This window comes from Rathayibacter sp. AY1C6 (genome assembly GCF_002931535.1).
Taxonomy (GTDB): Bacteria; Actinomycetota; Actinomycetes; order Actinomycetales; family Microbacteriaceae; genus Rathayibacter.
In genome coordinates this window covers 56,317-74,396 of the sequence record NZ_PSWC01000003.1, presented here as the reverse complement: position 1 = coordinate 74,396, position 18,080 = coordinate 56,317, and the positions used below count along the sequence as shown (strand labels likewise).

Genomic DNA, 18,080 nt, shown 5'->3' with positions numbered 1-18,080 from the left:
CGGCGCGTGTCAACCGCCGACAGCGCACCCCGCCCGTGCCCTACTGTCGGCCCCATGAGCGCCTATCCGCCGCCCGCACCGCCCGCCACCGCCCGCCCCTCCGTCGTGCCGACCGTGCTCGGCTCGATCGGCGTGGCGCTCCTCGGGATCCTGCTGCTGCTCGTGCTCGCCTACGTGGTTCTCGGACTCGGCGTCAGCGCCGCGGGGATCTGCGCGGTCATCGCCCTCGTCCCGCTGACCGTGGTTCTGCTGGGCGTCCGCTGGGTCGACCGGTGGGAGCCGGAGCCCGCGCTGGGCCTGTGGTTCGCGTTCCTCTGGGGTGCGGCCGGATCCGTCGCGATCGCGCTCCTGGTCGACCTCGGCGTGCAGATCGCCGTCTACGCGTCCGGGCAGCAGCCGAGCGGATCCGACTTCGTCGGCGCCGTGATCCAGGCGCCGCTGGTCGAGGAGACGGCCAAGGGGATCGGCGTCCTCCTCGTCCTGCTGATCTGGCGCCGGACCTTCGACGGACCCGTCGACGGCATCGTCTACGCGGCCGTCGTCGCCTCCGGGTTCGCCTTCGTCGAGAACATCCTCTACTTCGGCAGCGCGCTGGTGGAGGGCGGTCTCGGCTCGCTCGCCGTGACCTTCTTCCTCCGCGGGGTGCTCTCGCCCTTCGCGCACGTGCTCTTCACCGCCTGCACGGGCGCGGCCCTCGGCTTCGCCTCGAACCGGCCCGCCGTCGCGCGGCTGCCCATCGCCCTGCTCGGGCTGGCGCTCGCCGCGTTCCTGCACGCGCTCTGGAACGGCTCGTCGTTCCTGGTGTCCGACTGGTTCGGCTTCTACGGCGTGGTCCAGGTGCCGCTGTTCGCGGTCGCCGTGGTCGTGGTGGTGCTGCTGCGCCGGCAGGAGCGGCGCGTGACGCTCCAGCGGCTCGACGACTACGCCGTCGCCGGCTGGCTCTCGCCGGCCGAGGTGCGGATGATCGGCACCGCGGAGGGGCGCCGCACCGCCGCCCGCTGGGCCCGGAGCGCGGGAGGGGACCGGCCGCGGGCGATGCGGGACTTCCTCCGCTCGGCGACGCGGCTCGCGCACCACCGGCAGCACCTCCTGCTCGGCCGCGGCGGACGCACCGGAGCGGTCGACGAGCAGGTCCTGCTCGACGAGCTCGTCGCCCGCCGGGCGGTGCTCACCCGCTGAGCCGGGGCCGCCCCCGCTCAGCCCCGGCGCGCTAGGCGGAGGCGCTGCGCACGCGGCGCTCGCCGGCCGTCACGGGCACGCCGAGCCGGTTCTGCGCGGGCGGCAGCGGGCAGTTGTAGTGGGGCGAGAAGCCGCACGGCGGGATGTACGCCCGGTTGAAGTCCAGGAGCACCGGACCGGGGGTGCCCGCGTCGGCCGCGCCGCCGATCCGCTGCACGACGAGGAAGCGGCCGACGGGGTAGCTCGCGAGCTCCGGGTCGTCGCTGCGGTTGGTCGGATCGCCGAACGGGACGAGGAGCGTGCCGCCGTCGTCGAACGCCGCGACCGTGTACTCGCGGGCGCGCCCGTCGTCCACGAGCGAGAAGGTGATGTCGCCGGGCACGACGAGCTCGCGGGTGGCGCCGTTGTCGCGCAGGTGCTCGAACGGGACCGTGCGATCCTCGGCGACCGGCTCGAACCACGCCTCGAGCACCCAGGCGGCGTCGAACGGGAAGGTCTCGATGGCGTCGAAGGAGCGGATGCCGTCGGAGGCCGCGTCCCAGACGCGGTAGCCGTACTCCGGCTCGCCGGTGTCGAGGTTCTCGCGGCGCATCCGCGTCAGGGTCGCCGAGGGGCCGTAGCCGGCCAGCGCCTGCTCGTCGTCGACGCTCTCGCCGGGCTCGAGCCAGCGCGTCTCGACGAGGGCGAGATCGCCCCGGGGTCCGGTGACGCGCTCGACGCGTCGGGCGAGCCACGACTCCCAGCCGGCGCGCGCCGACTCCGTGAGGTCGATCGAGGCGCGGGAGGGGGCGGTGACGCTGCTGCTCGGAGTGGCCATGGGGCGTGCAACGCGGAGCCGTCCGGTTCTCTTCCCGGTCGATGACCGGACGGCGGACGGGCTCCCGCGAGAAAGAGCTCGACGCCCTGCGGCAGCGGCAGGGCCGGCTGCTCGGACGGGGCGTCGAGCTCTTCGTGAGAGAGAGGATGCTCCTCCGCGGCGCCGAGCGCAAGAGGCATCCGGATCCCGCTGTCGGGACGGGCCGCTTCGGATCGCTCGGTAGACTGGACCGCCTGTTTTCCCGCGGCCCCCGGAGCGCATCCCGCGCCTCCCGGCCCGCGGCGGCGGACCCTCGGAAGGCGGACGATGACGGACGGCAGCACTGTGCAGGCCACCGAGCTCTCTCGGGAGCGCGACTACGTGGCGGCGCTCTACGCCCGCCTCGACGAGCTGATCGCCCAGGCCCGCGAGGCTCTGGACACCGTCCGCATCGAGAGCGTCGGCGGCAACCACCAGAGCCGCTCCGAGCGCGACGCCTACGCGCGGCTCTACGAGGACCGCATCCGCTCGCTCACCGGCGCCGACGACCGGCTCGCCTTCGGCCGGCTGACGCTCGCGGACGCCGACGCCGAGCACCGCTACATCGGCCGGATCGGCCTGCGCGACGAGGAGCAGGACACGCTGCTGCTCGACTGGCGCGCCCCGCAGTCGGCCGCGTTCTACCAGGCCACCGCCGCCCGGCCGATGGGGACGCGCGCCCGGCGCCACCTCACCACTCGGGGCCGCGAGGTCCTCCGCTTCGAGGACGAGGTCTTCGACGAGGAGCTGCTGCGCGAGGGCACCGTGCTGCAGGGCGAGGGCGCGCTCATGGCGGCCCTCGGCGCGCAGCGCACCGGCCGGATGCACGACATCGTCGCGACCATCCAGAGCGAGCAGGACCGCATCATCCGGTCCGAGCTGCGCGGCGTGCTCGTCGTGCAGGGCGGGCCGGGCACCGGCAAGACCGCGGTCGCCCTGCACCGGGCCGCCTACCTCCTCTACTCCTACCGCGACCGCATCGCCTCCTCCGGCGTGCTCGTGGTCGGCCCCTCGCGGTCCTTCCTCCGCTACATCGAGGCGGTGCTGCCCTCGCTCGGCGAGACGGGCGTCGTCCTCTCGACGCTCGGCCAGCTCTACCCGGGCCTCGACCTCGTCGAGGAGGACGTGCCCGCGGTCGCCCGCGTGAAGGGCTCGGCGCGGATGGCGGAGCTGCTCAAGCGCGCGGTCCGCTCCCGCCAGACCGTCCCGGCCGAGACCCAGGTGCTCGACGTCAACGGCGAGAAGCTCCGTCTGGAGCCGCAGGACGTGGAGCGCGCGATCACCCGGGCGCGCGACACCCGCAAGCCGCACAACGAGGCGCGCGTCTCCTTCGTCAAGACGCTGCTCTCGCAGCTCACCCGCCAGCTCGCCGATCAGCTGCGGAGCCACGGCAGCACGGTCGACGAGGCCGACGAGGCGGTGCTGCGCGAGGACGTGCGGACCGCCCACGACGTCCGCGTCGCTCTCAACACCGCGTGGATCCCGCTGACCCCCGAGAAGCTGCTGCAGGACCTCTACGCCCGTCCGAACTGGTTCGCGACGCTCACGCCGCGCTGGACCGCCGCGCAGCGCTCCCTCCTCCGCCGCGACCGCGACGCTCCGTTCACGGTCTCCGACGTGCCGCTGCTCGACGAGGCCGCGGAGCTGCTCGGCGCCTACGACGACCTCGCCGACGCCTCGAAGAAGGCCGAGAAGGAGCAGCGCAAGCGCGACGTCGAGAACGCGGAGGCCGCCATCCGTAACATGGGCGTCGACGGCCTCGTCAACGCCAAGGACCTCGCGGCCGGCTTCGCCGAGCGCTCTGTGCTCGGCACCACCGCCGAGCGGGCCGCGGCCGACCGCACCTGGACCTACGGGCACGTCGTGGTCGACGAGGCGCAGGAGCTCTCGCCGATGCAGTGGCGGGTGCTGCTGCGCCGCTGCCCGATGCGCTCGTTCACGATCGTGGGCGACGTCGCGCAGGCGTCCGGCGCCTCCGCCGCCTCGAGCTGGGACGCCGCGCTCCGCGACGCCTTCGGCCGCCAGGGCCGGGGAGTGGAGGCGGCGCCGTGGCGCCTGGAGGAGCTGACGGTCAACTACCGCACGCCCGCGCAGATCGTCGCCTTCGCCGAGCGGACGGCGCGCGAGAACGGGCTGGAGATCACGCCGGGGGAGGCCGTGCGCTCCACCGAGTGGCCGGTGCGGACGATCCGCGACCGCGGCGACGCGAGCCTCGCCGAGCGCGTGCTGGCGGCCGTCGTCGAGGACCGGGCGATCGAGGCGGAGGGGACGCTCGCGGTCCTCGCGCCCGACGACGACCTCGCCGCGATCGCCGAGCGCCTCGAGGAGCGGTTCGGCCGGGAGGTGGGCCGCGGAGCGACCGGGCTCGACCGTGCAATCGCCGTGCTGTCGACGAACGACGCCAAGGGGCTCGAGTTCGACTCCGTGATCATCGCCCGCCCTCGCCTCATCGCGCAGACCGGCGAGCGCGGCGCCGCATCGCTCTACGTCGCGATGACCCGGCCGACGCAGCGCCTCACGCTCGTGGAGTGAGTGCTCGCAGCCCGCTCCCAGACTCCGCTCCCGAGCGCCGTAGGATCGAGGCATGAGCAGCGAGAACCTGACCAAGCCCGAGGTCGACGCCCCTGAGGGCCCGGCCCCCGACACCCTCGTCGTCGAGGACATCGTCGTCGGCGACGGCGCCGAGGCGCAGCCCGGCTCGACCGTCGAGGTCCACTACCTCGGCGTCGAGTACGACACCGGCGAGGAGTTCGACTCCTCCTGGAGCCGCGACCAGTCGATCAACTTCCCCCTCAACAACCTCATCCGCGCCTGGCAGCAGGGCATCCCGGGGATGAAGGTCGGCGGCCGCCGCAAGCTGATCTGCCCGCCCGCGCTGGCGTACGGCCCGGCCGGCGGAGGGCACCCGCTCTCCGGCAAGACCCTGATCTTCGTGATCGACCTGCTCGGCACCAAGTAGCTCCGAGCACACGACGAAGGCGCAGCTCCTAACGGGGCTGCGCCTTCTTCACGCGGTCGACCAGCTCGCGCCAGGCTCCGTCGAGCTCGGTCTCGCCGAGGCGGACGAGGTGCGTCTGCACGCGGATCTCGTAGACGAAGCGGTCGGCCCGGCCGGGGGACTCGCCGTCGGCGGCGTCCCAGGGGAGCGAGCCGAGCAGGTCGCGCCACGCGCCCTCGTCGGGCTGCTGCTCGACGTCGACCCGCCACACCCGGCGGAGGCCGGCGAATCCGCCGCTGCGCGACACGATGACGTCCATGCGCGCGATGCTACCCGCCTCCGCCCTCGATCGGACCGGCTCAGGCGGACGGGGTCACGCCGACCGTCGTCCAGCCGGTGCGCACGGCGGCCTCGACCTCGGAGCCGGATCCGTAGCGCTCGGCGGCGGCCTGCACGGTGAGCGCGGCGAACGCCTCGAAGTCGGCCGTCGCGGTGAGGACGCCCCCGGTCAGCACGTCGTACCAGACCTGCCCTGCGCGCTCCCACGCCTTCCCGCCGAGGGTCGTCGCCGCCACGGCGAACGCGCGGTTGGGGATCCCCGAGTTGATGTGCACTCCGCCGTTGTCGTCGTCGGTCTCGACGTAGTCGGCCATCGAGCCCGGCTGAGGGTCGGAGCCGAGGACGTCGTCGTCGTACGCGGTGCCGGGGGCGATCATCGACCGCAGGGCCGTGCCCTGCACCTCGTCGGTGAAGAGCCCCTCGCCGATCAGCCAGCTCGCCTCGTCGGCGCTCTCGCCTGCGCCGTACTGCTCCAGCAGGGCTCCGAACACGTCCGAGACCGACTCGTTGAGCGCTCCGGACTGGCCGCGGTAGACGAGGTTCGCCGTGTACTCGGTGATGCCGTGGGCGAGCTCGTGGCCGATCACGCTCTGCGAGACGGTGAAGCGGCGGAACACCTGGCCGTCCCCGTCGCCGAAGACCATCCGCGAGCCGTCCCAGAAGGCGTTGTCGTAGTCGTCGCCGAAGTGCACGGTCGCGTCGAGCGGCAGCCAGGCGTCGTCGATCGAGTCGCGGCCGTACGCACCCTGCAGGAAGGCCGACATCGCGCCGAGGCCGTCGTACGCCTCGTCGACGGCCGCGTCCCCCGTGGCCGCCTCGCCCTCGCGGCGGACGACCGTGCCGGGCAGGGTCTCCTCGGTCCGCGCGTCCGCGATGGTGCGCTGGAGCGACTGCACGCGGGTGCGCGGCGAGGACGTCGCGGTGGCGGTCGGCGCCCCGCGGTCGGGCGCGGGCTCTCCGGGCCGGACGCGCCGGAACGGCACGTCCTGCTCGAGCGAGCGGCTCGCGGCCCGCGCGGCCCGGGCGAAGGCCGGATCGTCGAGGCGGGCGATGCGGACGAGGAGGTACGGCGGCACGACGGTTCGTCTCATGCCCCGATCCTGGCACCGACGTCCGACACGGTCCCGGGCTCGCCCGGCGGGCCCGCATGCGGTAGCACCGAGCGGTAGCGTGAGCGCGACGAGCGGTTTCCAGCGATCCGGGGCCAGGCCCCGAGGACGACGAGGGCGGACATGGGCATCATCACGCGGGGCTTCTTCGGCAAGAGGGAGGCGGACCCGGACCTCCCGCCGGGCCAGCACCTCGAGAACGGCTTCCCCGTCCTCTCGATCGGGCCCACCCCGAACATCCACGAGTGGGCCTTCTCGATCGACGGCGGCCCCGCGGGCGTGCGCCGCTGGAACCGGGAGGAGTTCGACGCGCTCCCGCACGAGGACGTGCACACCGACATCCACTGCGTGACCCGGTGGTCGAAGCTCGGCACCAGCTGGCGCGGCGTCTCGGTCGACACGCTGCTGGAGGGCCTGGAAACGGACGCCGGCTTCGTCATGGCGCAGAGCTTCGGCGGCTACACGACGAACCTCCCGCTCGCCGAGATCCGAGGCGGGAGGGCCTGGGTCGTCACCGAGTTCGAGGGGAAGCCCCTCGCGGCCGAGCACGGCGGCCCCGCCCGGCTCCTGGTGCCGCACCTCTACTTCTGGAAGAGCGCGAAGTGGGTCCGGACGCTCCGCCTGATGCCCGGCGACGAGCCCGGCTTCTGGGAGCAGAACGGCTACCACATGCACGGGGACCCCTGGAAAGAGGAGCGCTACTGGTGATGTGGACGGAGGCGGTGGCCGAGTCGGTCGCGCCGCTCACGCCCACGTCGCGCCTCCTGGTGCTCCGCGTGCCCGGGTGGCCGGGCCACCTGGCGGGGCAGCACCTCGACGTGCGCCTCACCGCGCCCGACGGCTACCAGGCGAGCCGCTCCTACTCGATCGGCGCCCCGGCCGACGGGGAGCGGGTCGAGCTCGCGGTCGAGCGGCTGGACGACGGGGAGGTCTCCCCGTACCTGGTCGACGGCCTCGAAGCGGGCGACCGGCTCGAGATCCGCGGTCCGATCGGCGGCTGGTTCGTCTGGCGCCCCGAGCAGGCGGAGCCGGTGCAGCTGATCGCGGGCGGGAGCGGCGTGGTGCCGCTGATGGCGATGGCGCGCGAGCACGCCCGGTCCGGGAGCGCGGCGCGGATGCAGCTGCTCTACTCGGTCCGCTCGCCCGTCTTCACCTACTACCGCGAGGAGCTGGCGGCGCTCGCCGAGCGGCCGGCCGCGACGGGCGGAGTCGCGGTGGACCACGTCTTCACCCGGGTGGCGCCGGCGGGAGCGGCACGTCCGGCCGGCCGCGTCACTCCGGAGCTGCTCGCCGAGGCGGCTCTGCCGGCCTCGCTCGAGCCGACCGTCTACGTGTGCGGCCCGACCTCGTTCGTCGAGGCCGTCGCCACCGCCCTGGTCGAGCAGGGCCACGCGCCCGAGCGCGTCCGCACCGAGCGCTTCGGCGGCGCCTGACGCCTGTCCCCGCGAGGCGCCGCGCCCCGGCGGCGCCCCGGAGGAGGGATCACTCGAAGGAGACGGTGCGGTTCTCTCCGATGTCGGGCTGTCCGCCGGTGACGGCGGCCTTGAGGACCTTGAACAGCACCACCGGACGCGGCTCGTCGGTCGCCCACAGCTCGACGGTCTCGGCCTCGACGCGGATCAGCGCGACGGTCGGGTCGTCCTTGCCGTCGGGGAACCAGCCGGCGACGGCCGGGGACCACAGCTCGTCCACCTTCGCCGGGTCGTGCACGACGGTCGCCGAGCCGGCCACCGACAGGTAGCCCTTCTTCGACTCGAACGCGACGTTGACGCTCGGGTTCGCGCGGATGTCGTCGACCTTGGGCGACGGGTCCTGCGTGAAGAACCACAGCTCGCCGTCGAAGTCGATGTCCTGGGCCTTGAGCGGACGGCTGACGAGCTGCCCGGTGGCGTTGACGGTGGTGAGGAGCCCGATCCCGGCGCTCTTCACCATCTCGGTGATCTGCTCGCGGTCGTCGGAGTCGGCGGGAGTGATGTCGGTGTCGGTCATGGTGCCGACGCTACGCGGACCGTGCGCCGCCGCAAGGGGTGGCGACGCCTCACCGCGCGTGTCTAGCGTCGAGGCATGGACACCGAATCGACGTACACCGCCATCCTCGACAGCGGAGCGGAGCAGGAGAGCATCCGCCTCGAGATGATCGACGGCTCCCCGCAGCGCTCCTTCACCCGCCTGGCCGACATCGACGGCGAGGAGGTCGAGGTGGTCTGGGAGCTGGAGCCCGACGACGACGGCTTCCACGTCTACCGCCCGGTGCGGGTCGAGGGCCGCGACGACGACAGCGGACTGGTCTCGGACGACCGGCTGACCGACGGCGGCGGCGCCGACGCGGCCTCCGGTGACTGATCCCCGGCGCGCCCGTCCGCCGGCCTGAGCCGAGCGGGCGGGCGCGCTGTCCCGTCCGGCTCGAGGGAGACGCCCCTCCGCTCAGGCCGTCGGGTGCAGGGCGTCGTACCCACGGAACCCCGGTCGGAGTCGCAGCACCGCGGCGAGGATCGCGATGATCGCGAGCCCGCCCGCGAGCGGCGGCAGCCAGAGCAGCGCGAGCGAGGCGAGCAGTCCCGTGTAGAGGTCGCCGACCCGCGGGCCGCCCGTCACCACGACGATGAACACGCCCTGGAGCCGACCCCGCATGTTGTCGGGGACCGCGGTCTGCAGCATCGTCTGCCGGAAGATCGAGCTGACGTTGTCGGAGGCGCCCGCGCCGGCCAGGGCGACCGCCGCCAGCGCGATGAGCACCGCGTTCGGCGCCGACGCGTCGTGCTGCACGAGTGCGGCACCGAGCAGGACCGCGCCGAACGCGACCACGAACGCTCCGTACACCTGGATCGAGCGGCCGATCGCGAGGCCCTGTCGGCGGACCCCGGTGAGCCGGCCGGAGAAGACGCCGCTGATCAGCGCCCCGATCGCGAACGCGGCCGTGAGGGCGCCCACCGTCACCGCGCCTCCGCCGAGCAGCACGGCGGCGGCCGCCGGGAAGACCACGCGCGGCTGTCCGAAGGTCATGGCCACGATGTCGACCAGGAAGGACATCCGGATGTTCGGGGCGCCCTTCAGGAAGCCCAGGCCGTAGCGGAGGGACTCCAGCCCCGGCCGCTGCCGCTCGCCCTCGGGCACGAGCGCCGGCAGCCCCGCGATGCCGAGGAACGCGGCGAGGAACAGCACGACGTCGATCGTGTACGTGATCGCGAAGCCGGAGGAGGCGACCAGCACGCCGGCGAGGGCGGGCCCCACGGTCACCTCGACTCCGCTCGCGATGCCGCCCAGCGCGGCGGCGGCGGGGACCAGCTCGGTGCGGAGCAGCCGCGGAGCCAGCGTCATCCGGGTGGTCACGATCACCGTCGTCGCCACCGCGTTCACGGCGGTGAGCACGTAGAGGGAGAGCGGGGTCTCGGCGCCGAGCCAGGCGAGGGCCGCGATCCCCGCGGTCGAGCCCCAGGCCACGACCGCGGCGAGCAGGAGCACCAGGCGGCGGTCGAACGCGTCGGCGAGCATCCCGCCGTAGAGGCCGGCGATCACGGTCGGGACCAGCGCCACCACGCCGACCAGCGCGACCGCGAGGGTCGATCCGGTGAGCTCGTAGATGTGCAGGCCGACCGCGACGATCGTCATCTGGCCGCCGATGCCCGAGATCACGTTGCCGGCCCAGAGCCGGGCGAAGGCCGGGGACTCGCGGAGGGGGGAGACGTCGAGGACGTGGCTGCGCCGGGGGGCGCGGGGGGTCTGGCTCACTCGCTCCATTCTGCTGACTCCGCCGCCCCGGCGGGCCGCGTCGCGCCGATCCGGGGGCTCAGGGGTCATCCCCTAGGGTGAGAGGCATGAGCACGTCATCCGACGGCGCGCCCGGGCGTCAGGGTCCTCCTGCCCCGCGAGCAGCCGGAGCCGCCCCCTCGCGACGCTCGATCCGCACCGCCGCCGAGGCGGGCGCGCGTCGCGCGGCGGCCGCCACGGGCGGTCGGCGCAGCTCCACGGGCGGCGTCCGCGCCGGAGCCGCTCGGACCGGTGCCACGGCCTCGGGAGCCCGCGGGTTCCTCCGCCGCTACGGAGCCGGGATCGTCTCGGTCCTCCTGGCCGTCCTCGCCGTCCCGCTGTCGTTCTTCGTCTGGTACGCCCTGATCTCGCTCGGCGCCTACCCGGGCGACCAGGCCGTCAGCGACCTGCTGGTCGGCGTGCTCTACACCGCGCTCGTGCACGCGGTCCTGCTCGCCGGGATCCTGCTCGCCGTCTCCACCCTCCGCGCCCGGCGTCGCGAGAAGCGCCCGCCGATCGCCGGCTGGATCGGCGTGGTCCTCAACGTCCTCGTGCTCGTCTACTGGCAGCTGCTGGTCTCGCCGTGGCTCGTCGTGCTCTGGAACCGGGCCACCGGCTCCTGATGCCGCCCTCCCTCTGGTAGAGTCGTCCGGTTGCCGTTCGACGGCCGCGGATCAAGAGAGCCCACGCATCAGGCGCCGGGCACCGCGCAACGAGAGAGAGGGGATCCCATATATGGCACTCGAAGCAGATGTCAAGAAGGCGATCATCGAAGAGTACGCGACCCACCCCGGTGACACCGGATCCCCCGAGGTGCAGGTGGCCGTCCTGACCAAGCGGATCAAGGACCTCACCGAGCACCTCAAGGAGCACAAGCACGACCACCACTCGCGTCGTGGTCTCCTGCTGCTCGTGGGTCAGCGTCGTCGACTCCTCGGCTACCTGTCGGATGTGGACATCAACCGCTACCGCTCGCTGATCGAGCGTCTCGGTCTGCGCCGCTAGCTCCTCCCGGAGCAGGGCGCGGTCTCGATGACACCGCGAACTTCTTGCCGAACGGGCCGTCCTCCTCGCGGAGGGCGGCCCGTTCCGCGTTCCCGGGCGGACGAGGCGCGCGGCGCCGGTCAGGGCAGGGGAGCGGGGCGGTCGACTCCGCCCCACGAGTAGCCGCTCGAGGCCGAGAACCAGTCGGCCGCGGCCCGCTGGAGCGCCGTGTCCTCCTCGGGGCGGCCGGGAGCCTCCACGGCGTCGACGAGCCCGGGCAGGGCGATCCGCCAGGCCGCCGCGCTGCGCTGGGCGCGGGCCCAGTCGCGCGCGCACACCGGGTCCTCGGCCGCCGCGGCGAGAGCCCGCGGCGAGGTCACCCGCCAGCCGGTGTCCGACTCCGCGACCACGACCGCGCAGGTGAGCGCGGCGCCGCGGATGATGCTGTCAGGACCGGCGGAGGGGCCGATCGCCTGATCCTGAGCCGCGACCACCGCGGTGAGCGCGAGCTGCAGCCGGGTCGAGGGCTCGTCGGGCCGCGGTCGGATCCTCCCGTCGCCGGCCGAGACCGAGGCCGCCGATCCGGGTGCGAGGAGCAGCCCGGAGGAGGACTGCGACGCGTGCAGGCTCAGCAGCCCCGTCACTCCGTCCGTCCCGCTCGTCACGCCCCGCACCGAGGAGTCGCCGAGACTCCAGACGACGGGGGTGCGGTTGTGGATCGTGAGGCGCCGGTGGTCCTCGTCGAGGCAGGCCACGAGGTGGCCGGCCGGCACGCCCGCTCCGCCCTCGAAGGCGGACGAGGCGGCCAGCAGCTCCCGGGCGTCGTCGCACTGGGCGGGGGCGTCGGAGGCGGCGGCGGCCTGGTCGGCGACCGGCGCCCGGGGGGCGAGGGAGCCCTGCACGCCCGCGACCGCCGCCGTGGTGAGCGCCGCGGCGGCGAGGAGGAGGACCACGCCGCGCCTGCCCATCCTCCGCACCTCCTGGTCGGAGGCTAGCCCGGCGCGGGCGCTCGGGCCAGCGCTGCGAGGGGCCCTCGACGCGTCCGGCAGGAATTCTTTCGAAGAATCTCAGACCGGGTGCATCCGAGGAGGCGCCGCGGCCGGAAGTAGTGGTGAAGGCCCTTCTCGACCACCCCCCGACCCCACGCGGGTCCCATCGTGAAAGAGGAACACCGTGACCACCTCCCGCTTCTCCCGCAGCCTGCTCGCCGGTGCCTGCATCGGAACCCTGGCCGTCGTCGGCATCGCCGCCACGCCCGCCGCCGCCGCCGACGCCGACTCGGCCGACCTCTCGGTCCTGCACGCCGTCCCCGACACCCCGGTCGACGTCTACGTCGACGGCAAGCTGACGCTCGACGACTTCACCCCCGGCTCGCTCGCCGGCCCGCTCGACCTCCCCACCGGCACCTACAAGGTCGCCATCACGGCCTCCACCGCCGCGGACGCCAGCGCCCCCGTGATCGGCCCGATCGACATCAGCCTCGAGGCGGGGAAGAGCTACACCGTCGCGGCGCACCTCAAGCCGGACAACACCCCCACCGCGACCCTCTTCACCAACGACATCTCGAAGACCGCCGCGGGCGAGGGCCGGCTCACGGTCCGCCACATCGCCGCCGCTCCGGCCGTGGACATCCTCGCCGGAGGGTCGCCCGTCCTGACGAACGTGACGAACCCGAACGAGGGCGTGCTGAACCTCGCCCCGGCCACGATCTCGACCGTGGTCGCCGCGACCGGGACCACCGCGCCGGTCATCGGCCCGGCCGACGTGCAGGTCCAGGAGGGCGTGAACACGATCGTCTACGCCTGGGGCAGCCTGGAGAAGGGCAACCTCGCTCTCGCGACGCAGACCATCGACGGACTGCACTCCTCGCCGTCGGGCGTCCCCGCCGGTGAGGCCGGCCTCGCGGCGGACAACCGCCCCGACGCCGCCGCGGGCTGGTGGGGCGGAGCACTGCTCGCCGCCCTCGCCGCTGCCGGCGCTGTGCTGATCGGCCGCCGCACCGCCGCCTCGCGTCGCTGACCCGAGGATCCGACCGCCGGGTCGGCCGTGCTGGAGCGCGGCCGTCCCTGCACCCCCGACCACGACCCAGGAGGACGCCATGAGCCGGAGCCCCTTCCCTCTGCGCGTCCTCGCCGTGGTCGGGCTGATCGTGGCCGGTGCCGGTCTCGCCGGATGCGCGGCGCAGGAGTCCCGGGTGGAGCCCGCTCCCGCCGCCGTCTCCTCGGCGCCCCAGCAGCCGGTGCCGGCCACGGTCCCCTCCTCGCCCGCGGCGGCCCTGCCGGAAGCGGTGCCGTCCGTCCCGGTGGCGGACGCCCGGCTCGGCGCGACCCCCGCCCCCACCGCGCTCGCTCCCGAGCGGCTCGTCGTCGACGGGCTCCCCGTCGACATGGCCGTCGAGCCGGTCGGAGTCGCGGACGACGGCACGATGGAGCTCGTGCCCGACACGCAGGTCGCCGGCTGGTACCGCTTCGGCGCCGGCCTCGACGAGCCGGAGGGCACGGTCGTGATCGCCGCGCACGTCGACTCCCTCGCCTACGGCCTCGGGCCGTTCGTCGAGCTGAAGGAGGCGGTCCCGGGCCAGACCGTGACCCTCACCGGCGCGGACGGCTCGGAGCGCGCGTACACCGTCTCGACGGTGGAGACCACGGAGAAGACCACGGTCGACCTCTCGGCCGTGTTCGCCGCCGACGGACCGCCGCGGCTGGTCCTGATCACCTGCGGCGGCGACTTCGACTACGACACCCGCCACTACCTCAGCAACGTGGTGGTCACGGCCGTCCCGGCCGGCTGATCCGCCCGCCCGAGCCTCAGCGACGTACGATGAGCCTCGCAGCGCCGCACGCCCCCGGGCGGCAGCGCTCCCCGCAGCCCTGGAGGGATCCCCTGATCGAGACCATCGAGCCCGCCGACGGCGCCGAGGCCGACAGCGCTCTCGTGGCCCGGCTCAGCCGCCGCTTCGCCGCAGGGGAGGAGGCGGCGCTCGCCGAGGCGTACTCGCGCTGGTCGCCGCTGGTCTTCACGCTGGCGCTGCGCTCGCTGGGCGACCGCGGCGACGCGGAGGACGTGGTGCAGCGCGTCTTCGTCTCGGCCTGGACCTCGCGCTCGGGCTTCGACCCCGGACGGGCGGCTCTCGGAGCCTGGCTGGTGGGGATCTCCCGGAGGAGGATCGCGGACGCGCACGAGGCGCGGGCGCGCGAGCGGAGGCTCACCGAGGCCCTCGTCGCCGTCACGCCGGTCGAGGAGGGGGAGGCCCCCGTCGACATCGAGGCGCGGATCCTGATCGCCGACGAGCTGGCCCGCCTGGATCCCGTCCCCCGGCGGGTGATCGGCCTCGCCTTCTACGAGGACCTCACCCACACCGAGATCGCCGAGCGCACCGGCCTGCCGCTGGGTACCGTCAAGAGCCACATCCGCCGCAGCCTCGACCGGCTCCGCTCCCGCCTGGAGGTGAGCAGCACATGACCCACCTCGATCCCGACGAGCTCGCCCTGCTCGCCCTCGGCGAGCACTCGAGCGACGCCGAGCAGGCCCACCTGCGCGACTGCCCCGACTGCGCCCGGCAGCTGGTCGAGCTCGGCCACGCCGCGGGCCTGGGCCGTGCGAGCCGTGCTGTCGAGCTGGAGGCGCCGCCCGCGATCGTCTGGGACCGCATCCGCGAGGAGCTCGCCCTCGGCGACCTCGGGCCCGGCGCCCTGCCGTCGTCGGCGGCTGCCGTGCCGCCTCCGCTCGCCCTTCCCCGGGGACGGCACCGTCCTGCGCGCCGCCGCCGGCCCCGCGCTCTGAGCGCCGTTCTGGCAGCTCTCGGCGCGCTCGTCATCGGGGTCGCGGGCGGAGCCTGGTGGCAGGCCTCGCGGAGCGACGACACCACTGCCGTCGTGGCTCGCGCTGATCTCGCCGCTCTCCCCGACTGGCAGGGAGCGAGCGGAACCGCGGAACTGGAGGACGCCGACGGCGCCCGCCGCCTGCACGTGCACCTCGATGCGCAGAGCGCGGACGACTCGTACCGGGAGGTCTGGCTCCTCGCCGCCGACGCCTCCGGGCTGGTCGGCCTCGGCGTGCTCGACGGGACCGACGGCGTCTTCGCCGTGCCCGACGACGTCGACCTCGCCGAGTACTCGCTCGTGGACGTCTCCCAGGAGCCGTTCGACGACGACCCGGAGCACTCCGGCGACTCGATCGTCCGCGGCCCCCTGCGCGAGGGCTGAGGCCTAGGCCGAGCGCTCCGCCAGCACGGCCGTGAGCGCCTGCACCGCGGCGGAGGGGCGCGGCGCCGTGCAGACCGAGAGCTCCCAGACCAGCCCCGGCCAGTCGAGCGCGAGGGCCGTGACGCCCTCCAGCGGCTCGACGCCCGCGCGCGGCACGATCGCCGGCCCCAGCCCCGCCTGCACGAAGCGGGGGATCCCCGGCAGATCGGCGACCTCGGTGGCCACCCGGCGCGACGCCCCGGCTTCGCGGAAGGCGAGGTCGACGGCGACCCTGTTGCCGAAGCCGGCGGGCGTGTCCACGAAGGTGAGCCCGTCGAGGTCCTGCGGGGAGGGCGGTCCCGCCGCGGCGAGCGGATGCGCGCTCTCCACCAGCAGGACGTAGTCGCTGCGCACCAGCCGCGTCACCGCCAGGCCCCGCAGCTGCGTCGCCGGCAGTGCCAGCAGAGCGGCGTCGAGCAGGCCGCGGCGCAGGTCCTCGGCGAGACCGGTGGAGCCGGTGGTCGAGGTGCGCAGGAGCAGGTCCACCAGCGGGTGCCGAGTGCGGAAGACGCCGAGCGCGCCGGGCAGGTCGACGAGGTCGAGGGCGGAGAAGGTGCCCACCCGCACCCGCCCGCGGAGCCCCGCCGCGTCGTCGGCCGCGAGCGAGCGCATCCGGTCGAGGCTGTCGATCGCCGATCGGGCCGAGGGCAGGAGCGCCTCGCCGACCGCGGTGAGCGCCACCCGCCGGGTCGAGCGGGCGAACAGCGGCGAGCCGAGCTCCTGCTCGAGCGAGCGGATGCTCGCCGAGAGGGTCGACTGCACGACGAACAGGCGCGCGGCCGCCCGGGTGAAGCTGAGCTCCTCGGCGACGGCGACGAAGGCGGCGAGCTGGCGGTCGTCCATGCGCCCATTATCCAACAGGGACGATCAATTCATCCGAGATCCTCCGTTGGAAACGGATGATGGGGCGGAGCACTGTGGACACTGTGACCACCACCGAGCGCTCCCTCCCGTCCGTCCATCGCCGCGAGCTCCCGCACCGTCACGGCTTCTGGGTGATCGCCGTCGCCTTCCTCACGGTGATGGCGTTCTCGACCGTGCCGACACCGCTCTACGCGATCTACCAGCAGCGCGACGGGTTCCCGGCCTTCGTCGTCACCGTGGTCTTCGCCGCGTACGCGGTCGGAGTCGTGGCGAGCCTCTTCCTCGCCGGGCACGTCAGCGACTGGCTCGGCCGCCGCCGGATCCTGCTCGCGTCGATCCTCGTCGAGGTCCTGGCGGCCGCCGTGTTCCTGCTCTGGCCGGACGTGCCCGGGCTGATCCTCGCCCGCCTGCTGACCGGGCTCGGCGTCGGCGCGCTCACCGCGACGGCCACCGCCCATCTCTCGGAGCTGCGCGCCGTCGCCCGCCCGGAGGAGGGCCCCGGCACCTCCCGCGCCGTCTCCGCCCTGGTGAACATGGGCGGGCTGGCGCTCGGCCCGCTCGTCGGCGGGGTGTTCGCCGTGACGGTGCGCGAGCCCCTGGTCGTCCCGTACGCCGTGTTCCTCGTCCTCCTGGTCGTCCTCGGGATCGGCGTCGCGCTCGTCCCCGAGACGGTCGAGCGGCGCGAGGTCCTCCCGGCGTACCGTCCGCAGCGCCTGGCCGTGCCGGCCGCGTCCCGCGGCGTCTTCCTCTCGGCCGCGGTCGGCGCGTTCGCCGGGTTCGCCGTGTTCGGCCTCTTCACCTCGCTGGCGCCGACCTTCCTCGCCGGGCGCTTCGGCGAGACCTCCCACCTCGAGGCGGGCGCGGTCTCCTTCGGGGTCTTCGCCGCCGGAGCCGTCGCGCAGCTGGTCTCGATCCGGCTGTCCTCGCGGACGGCGCTCCGCCTCGCGGCCGTGGCGCTGACGGCCGGGCTGCTGCTGGTCGCGACCGGCGCCGTGATCGTCTCGGTGTCCGCCTTCATCGTCGGCGGGGTGCTCGCGGGAGCGGGCGTGGGCCTGCTCTTCCGCCTGGCGCTCGGAGTCGCCGGCTCGCTCGCCACCGACGAGACCCGAGGCGAGGTGCTCGCGGCCGTGTTCCTCGCCGCCTACCTCGGCCTCGCGGTGCCGGTCCTGGCGATCGGTGCCGCGCTCGCGCTCCTGCCGGCCGTCCCGGTCCTGCTCGGCTTCGTCGCCGTCGTGCTCGTCCTGGTGCTCGCGGCGATCGCCCGGATGCGGCGCACCGCCTGACGCGAGCGGGGGAGGGGCCGCGCGCTGGACAATGGGGGCATGAAGCTCTTCCCGTTCGGACGCGGCGACGCGAACCCCCTCCCCTCCGACGACCGCGGCTCGGGCAAGCTCGACGACTACGACTACGAGCTGCGCCCGAAGTCGCGGCGCGGCGACACCCTCCTCCGCCTCGCCGACTCCCGGCCGCACCAGGACGAGATCGCGCGGGTGCTCGCCCTCGGCGAAGACGAGGTCACGGCCGTGATCCCGCGCCGCACCGCGGAGGAGGAGCGCGTGGACGCTCCGATGCCGGTCCGCCTGTTCGCGGCCCAGCGCCCCTCGGGGCTCGTCGGCCAGGTGCCGCGCGGTCTCGAGAACGTGGTCGAGGCCGCCCTCGCCCGGCTCTCGGAGGCGGGGAGGTCGCCCCGCGTGCCGGCCCGCATCGTGACGGTGAGGGGCGGGCTGCGCGTCGAGCTGCTGATGCACGAGACGCGGGGCTGACGGGCGGAGGGCCCGCCGGGTCGGCGCGGTCCATGGAGGAACCGCACCGCGGCTGATAGCATGAACCGGTTCCGAATC

Annotated in this window: 21 protein-coding genes; 14 read left to right on the top strand and 7 right to left on the bottom strand. The window is 74.2% G+C overall.

Annotated elements, in window-relative coordinates; all coding sequences use genetic code 11:
• Positions 1 to 54 precede the first annotated feature (54 nt).
• Positions 55 to 1,179: a PrsW family intramembrane metalloprotease gene (locus C5D36_RS03230; RefSeq protein ID WP_104233243.1), complete on the top strand. Its 1,125-nt coding sequence runs from the start codon at positions 55 to 57 to the stop codon at positions 1,177 to 1,179.
• Positions 1,180 to 1,210: 31 nt separating this feature from the next.
• Here C5D36_RS03230 and C5D36_RS03225 read toward each other — a convergent pair whose 3' ends face one another.
• Positions 1,211 to 1,996, bottom strand: coding sequence for a DUF1684 domain-containing protein (locus C5D36_RS03225; RefSeq protein ID WP_104233244.1), 786 nt, complete (start codon positions 1,994 to 1,996; stop codon positions 1,211 to 1,213).
• Positions 1,997 to 2,302: 306 nt separating this feature from the next.
• On the opposite strand from C5D36_RS03225, the gene C5D36_RS03220 reads away from it, so the two are divergent.
• Both C5D36_RS03220 and C5D36_RS03215 read left to right on the top strand, forming a co-directional pair.
• Positions 2,303 to 4,546 (top strand): UvrD-helicase domain-containing protein, encoded by a 2,244-nt coding sequence (locus C5D36_RS03220; protein ID WP_104295177.1) that lies wholly within the window; start codon positions 2,303 to 2,305, stop codon positions 4,544 to 4,546.
• A 52-nt stretch (positions 4,547 to 4,598) separates the two neighbouring features.
• Complete coding sequence (locus C5D36_RS03215) at positions 4,599 to 4,973, top strand: FKBP-type peptidyl-prolyl cis-trans isomerase (protein ID WP_104226280.1); 375 nt, start codon at positions 4,599 to 4,601, stop codon at positions 4,971 to 4,973.
• A gap of 28 nt (positions 4,974 to 5,001) precedes the next feature.
• Here C5D36_RS03215 and C5D36_RS03210 read toward each other — a convergent pair whose 3' ends face one another.
• On the bottom strand, positions 5,002 to 5,271 hold the full coding sequence (locus C5D36_RS03210; RefSeq protein WP_104295176.1) for a protealysin inhibitor emfourin: 270 nt from the start codon (positions 5,269 to 5,271) through the stop codon (positions 5,002 to 5,004).
• 40 nt (positions 5,272 to 5,311) lie between these two features.
• The gene (locus C5D36_RS03205; RefSeq protein WP_104295175.1) at positions 5,312 to 6,382 is read right to left on the bottom strand and encodes a M4 family metallopeptidase; all 1,071 of its coding nucleotides are present in this window, start codon (positions 6,380 to 6,382) and stop codon (positions 5,312 to 5,314) included.
• 141 nt (positions 6,383 to 6,523) lie between these two features.
• Here C5D36_RS03205 and C5D36_RS03200 point away from each other — a divergent pair, with 141 nt between their 5' ends.
• Positions 6,524 to 7,108: a molybdopterin-dependent oxidoreductase gene (locus C5D36_RS03200; RefSeq protein WP_104224820.1), complete on the top strand. Its 585-nt coding sequence runs from the start codon at positions 6,524 to 6,526 to the stop codon at positions 7,106 to 7,108.
• Positions 7,108 to 7,833, top strand: coding sequence for a ferredoxin reductase (locus C5D36_RS03195; RefSeq protein WP_104295174.1), 726 nt, complete (start codon positions 7,108 to 7,110; stop codon positions 7,831 to 7,833). The genes C5D36_RS03200 and C5D36_RS03195 overlap by 1 nt, the downstream gene beginning before the upstream one ends.
• 49 nt (positions 7,834 to 7,882) lie before the next feature.
• Here C5D36_RS03195 and C5D36_RS03190 read toward each other — a convergent pair whose 3' ends face one another.
• Complete coding sequence (locus C5D36_RS03190; RefSeq protein WP_104224818.1) at positions 7,883 to 8,389, bottom strand: pyridoxamine 5'-phosphate oxidase family protein; 507 nt, start codon at positions 8,387 to 8,389, stop codon at positions 7,883 to 7,885.
• A gap of 75 nt (positions 8,390 to 8,464) precedes the next feature.
• Between C5D36_RS03190 and C5D36_RS03185 the strand changes: the two genes are divergently transcribed.
• Positions 8,465 to 8,743, top strand: coding sequence for a hypothetical protein (locus tag C5D36_RS03185; protein ID WP_104224817.1), 279 nt, complete (start codon positions 8,465 to 8,467; stop codon positions 8,741 to 8,743).
• Between the two features lie 81 nt (positions 8,744 to 8,824).
• On the opposite strand, the gene C5D36_RS03180 is transcribed toward C5D36_RS03185, so the two are convergent.
• Positions 8,825 to 10,129: an MFS transporter gene (locus tag C5D36_RS03180; protein ID WP_258062855.1), complete on the bottom strand. Its 1,305-nt coding sequence runs from the start codon at positions 10,127 to 10,129 to the stop codon at positions 8,825 to 8,827.
• Between the two features lie 86 nt (positions 10,130 to 10,215).
• Between C5D36_RS03180 and C5D36_RS03175 the strand changes: the two genes are divergently transcribed.
• Together C5D36_RS03175 and rpsO are read left to right on the top strand one after the other, a co-directional pair.
• Entirely contained in the window at positions 10,216 to 10,770 is a 555-nt protein-coding gene (locus C5D36_RS03175) for a hypothetical protein (protein ID WP_104224815.1), read from the top strand.
• 112 nt (positions 10,771 to 10,882) lie between these two features.
• Positions 10,883 to 11,152: a 30S ribosomal protein S15 gene (rpsO, locus tag C5D36_RS03170; RefSeq protein WP_068252328.1), complete on the top strand. Its 270-nt coding sequence runs from the start codon at positions 10,883 to 10,885 to the stop codon at positions 11,150 to 11,152.
• 119 nt (positions 11,153 to 11,271) lie between these two features.
• Here the strand turns inward: rpsO and C5D36_RS03165 are convergent, their stop codons facing one another.
• Entirely contained in the window at positions 11,272 to 12,099 is an 828-nt protein-coding gene (locus tag C5D36_RS03165; protein ID WP_104283796.1) for a hypothetical protein, read from the bottom strand.
• Between the two features lie 205 nt (positions 12,100 to 12,304).
• On the opposite strand from C5D36_RS03165, the gene C5D36_RS03160 reads away from it, so the two are divergent.
• From C5D36_RS03160 to C5D36_RS03145, 4 genes are all read left to right on the top strand, one after another.
• Positions 12,305 to 13,150, top strand: coding sequence for a DUF4397 domain-containing protein (locus C5D36_RS03160; protein WP_104224813.1), 846 nt, complete (start codon positions 12,305 to 12,307; stop codon positions 13,148 to 13,150).
• Positions 13,151 to 13,229: 79 nt separating this feature from the next.
• Complete coding sequence (locus C5D36_RS03155; protein WP_104233252.1) at positions 13,230 to 13,922, top strand: class F sortase; 693 nt, start codon at positions 13,230 to 13,232, stop codon at positions 13,920 to 13,922.
• Between the two features lie 29 nt (positions 13,923 to 13,951).
• Positions 13,952 to 14,593, top strand: coding sequence for an RNA polymerase sigma factor (locus C5D36_RS03150; protein ID WP_104233253.1), 642 nt, complete (start codon positions 13,952 to 13,954; stop codon positions 14,591 to 14,593).
• Positions 14,590 to 15,336 (top strand): anti-sigma factor, encoded by a 747-nt coding sequence (locus C5D36_RS03145; RefSeq protein ID WP_104233254.1) that lies wholly within the window; start codon positions 14,590 to 14,592, stop codon positions 15,334 to 15,336. Before C5D36_RS03150 ends, C5D36_RS03145 begins: the two co-directional genes overlap by 4 nt.
• A 3-nt stretch (positions 15,337 to 15,339) precedes the next feature.
• Here C5D36_RS03145 and C5D36_RS03140 read toward each other — a convergent pair whose 3' ends face one another.
• Positions 15,340 to 16,218, bottom strand: a complete 879-nt coding sequence (locus tag C5D36_RS03140; protein WP_104233255.1) for a LysR family transcriptional regulator — start codon at positions 16,216 to 16,218, stop codon at positions 15,340 to 15,342.
• 83 nt (positions 16,219 to 16,301) lie between these two features.
• Here C5D36_RS03140 and C5D36_RS03135 point away from each other — a divergent pair, with 83 nt between their 5' ends.
• Both C5D36_RS03135 and C5D36_RS03130 read left to right on the top strand, forming a co-directional pair.
• Positions 16,302 to 17,522 (top strand): MFS transporter, encoded by a 1,221-nt coding sequence (locus tag C5D36_RS03135; RefSeq protein WP_258062854.1) that lies wholly within the window; start codon positions 16,302 to 16,304, stop codon positions 17,520 to 17,522.
• A 39-nt stretch (positions 17,523 to 17,561) separates the two neighbouring features.
• Positions 17,562 to 18,002, top strand: a complete 441-nt coding sequence (locus C5D36_RS03130) for a hypothetical protein (RefSeq protein WP_104226292.1) — start codon at positions 17,562 to 17,564, stop codon at positions 18,000 to 18,002.
• The last annotated feature ends 78 nt before the right edge of the window (positions 18,003 to 18,080 follow it).

Bases quoted from the DNA above. Each gene is read 5' to 3' on its own strand.
- C5D36_RS03230 (WP_104233243.1), top strand. From the start codon at position 55: ATGAGCGCCTATCCGCCGCCCGCACCGCCCGCCACCGCCCGCCCCTCC.
- C5D36_RS03225 (WP_104233244.1), bottom strand. From the start codon at position 1,996: ATGGCCACTCCGAGCAGCAGCGTCACCGCCCCCTCCCGCGCCTCGATC.
- C5D36_RS03220 (WP_104295177.1), top strand. From the start codon at position 2,303: ATGACGGACGGCAGCACTGTGCAGGCCACCGAGCTCTCTCGGGAGCGC.
- C5D36_RS03215 (WP_104226280.1), top strand. From the start codon at position 4,599: ATGAGCAGCGAGAACCTGACCAAGCCCGAGGTCGACGCCCCTGAGGGC.
- C5D36_RS03210 (WP_104295176.1), bottom strand. From the start codon at position 5,271: ATGGACGTCATCGTGTCGCGCAGCGGCGGATTCGCCGGCCTCCGCCGG.
- C5D36_RS03205 (WP_104295175.1), bottom strand. From the start codon at position 6,382: ATGAGACGAACCGTCGTGCCGCCGTACCTCCTCGTCCGCATCGCCCGC.
- C5D36_RS03200 (WP_104224820.1), top strand. From the start codon at position 6,524: ATGGGCATCATCACGCGGGGCTTCTTCGGCAAGAGGGAGGCGGACCCG.
- C5D36_RS03195 (WP_104295174.1), top strand. From the start codon at position 7,108: ATGTGGACGGAGGCGGTGGCCGAGTCGGTCGCGCCGCTCACGCCCACG.
- C5D36_RS03190 (WP_104224818.1), bottom strand. From the start codon at position 8,389: ATGACCGACACCGACATCACTCCCGCCGACTCCGACGACCGCGAGCAG.
- C5D36_RS03185 (WP_104224817.1), top strand. From the start codon at position 8,465: ATGGACACCGAATCGACGTACACCGCCATCCTCGACAGCGGAGCGGAG.
- C5D36_RS03175 (WP_104224815.1), top strand. From the start codon at position 10,216: ATGAGCACGTCATCCGACGGCGCGCCCGGGCGTCAGGGTCCTCCTGCC.
- rpsO (WP_068252328.1), top strand. From the start codon at position 10,883: ATGGCACTCGAAGCAGATGTCAAGAAGGCGATCATCGAAGAGTACGCG.
- C5D36_RS03165 (WP_104283796.1), bottom strand. From the start codon at position 12,099: ATGGGCAGGCGCGGCGTGGTCCTCCTCCTCGCCGCCGCGGCGCTCACC.
- C5D36_RS03155 (WP_104233252.1), top strand. From the start codon at position 13,230: ATGAGCCGGAGCCCCTTCCCTCTGCGCGTCCTCGCCGTGGTCGGGCTG.
- C5D36_RS03150 (WP_104233253.1), top strand. From the start codon at position 13,952: ATGAGCCTCGCAGCGCCGCACGCCCCCGGGCGGCAGCGCTCCCCGCAG.
- C5D36_RS03145 (WP_104233254.1), top strand. From the start codon at position 14,590: ATGACCCACCTCGATCCCGACGAGCTCGCCCTGCTCGCCCTCGGCGAG.
- C5D36_RS03140 (WP_104233255.1), bottom strand. From the start codon at position 16,218: ATGGACGACCGCCAGCTCGCCGCCTTCGTCGCCGTCGCCGAGGAGCTC.
- C5D36_RS03130 (WP_104226292.1), top strand. From the start codon at position 17,562: ATGAAGCTCTTCCCGTTCGGACGCGGCGACGCGAACCCCCTCCCCTCC.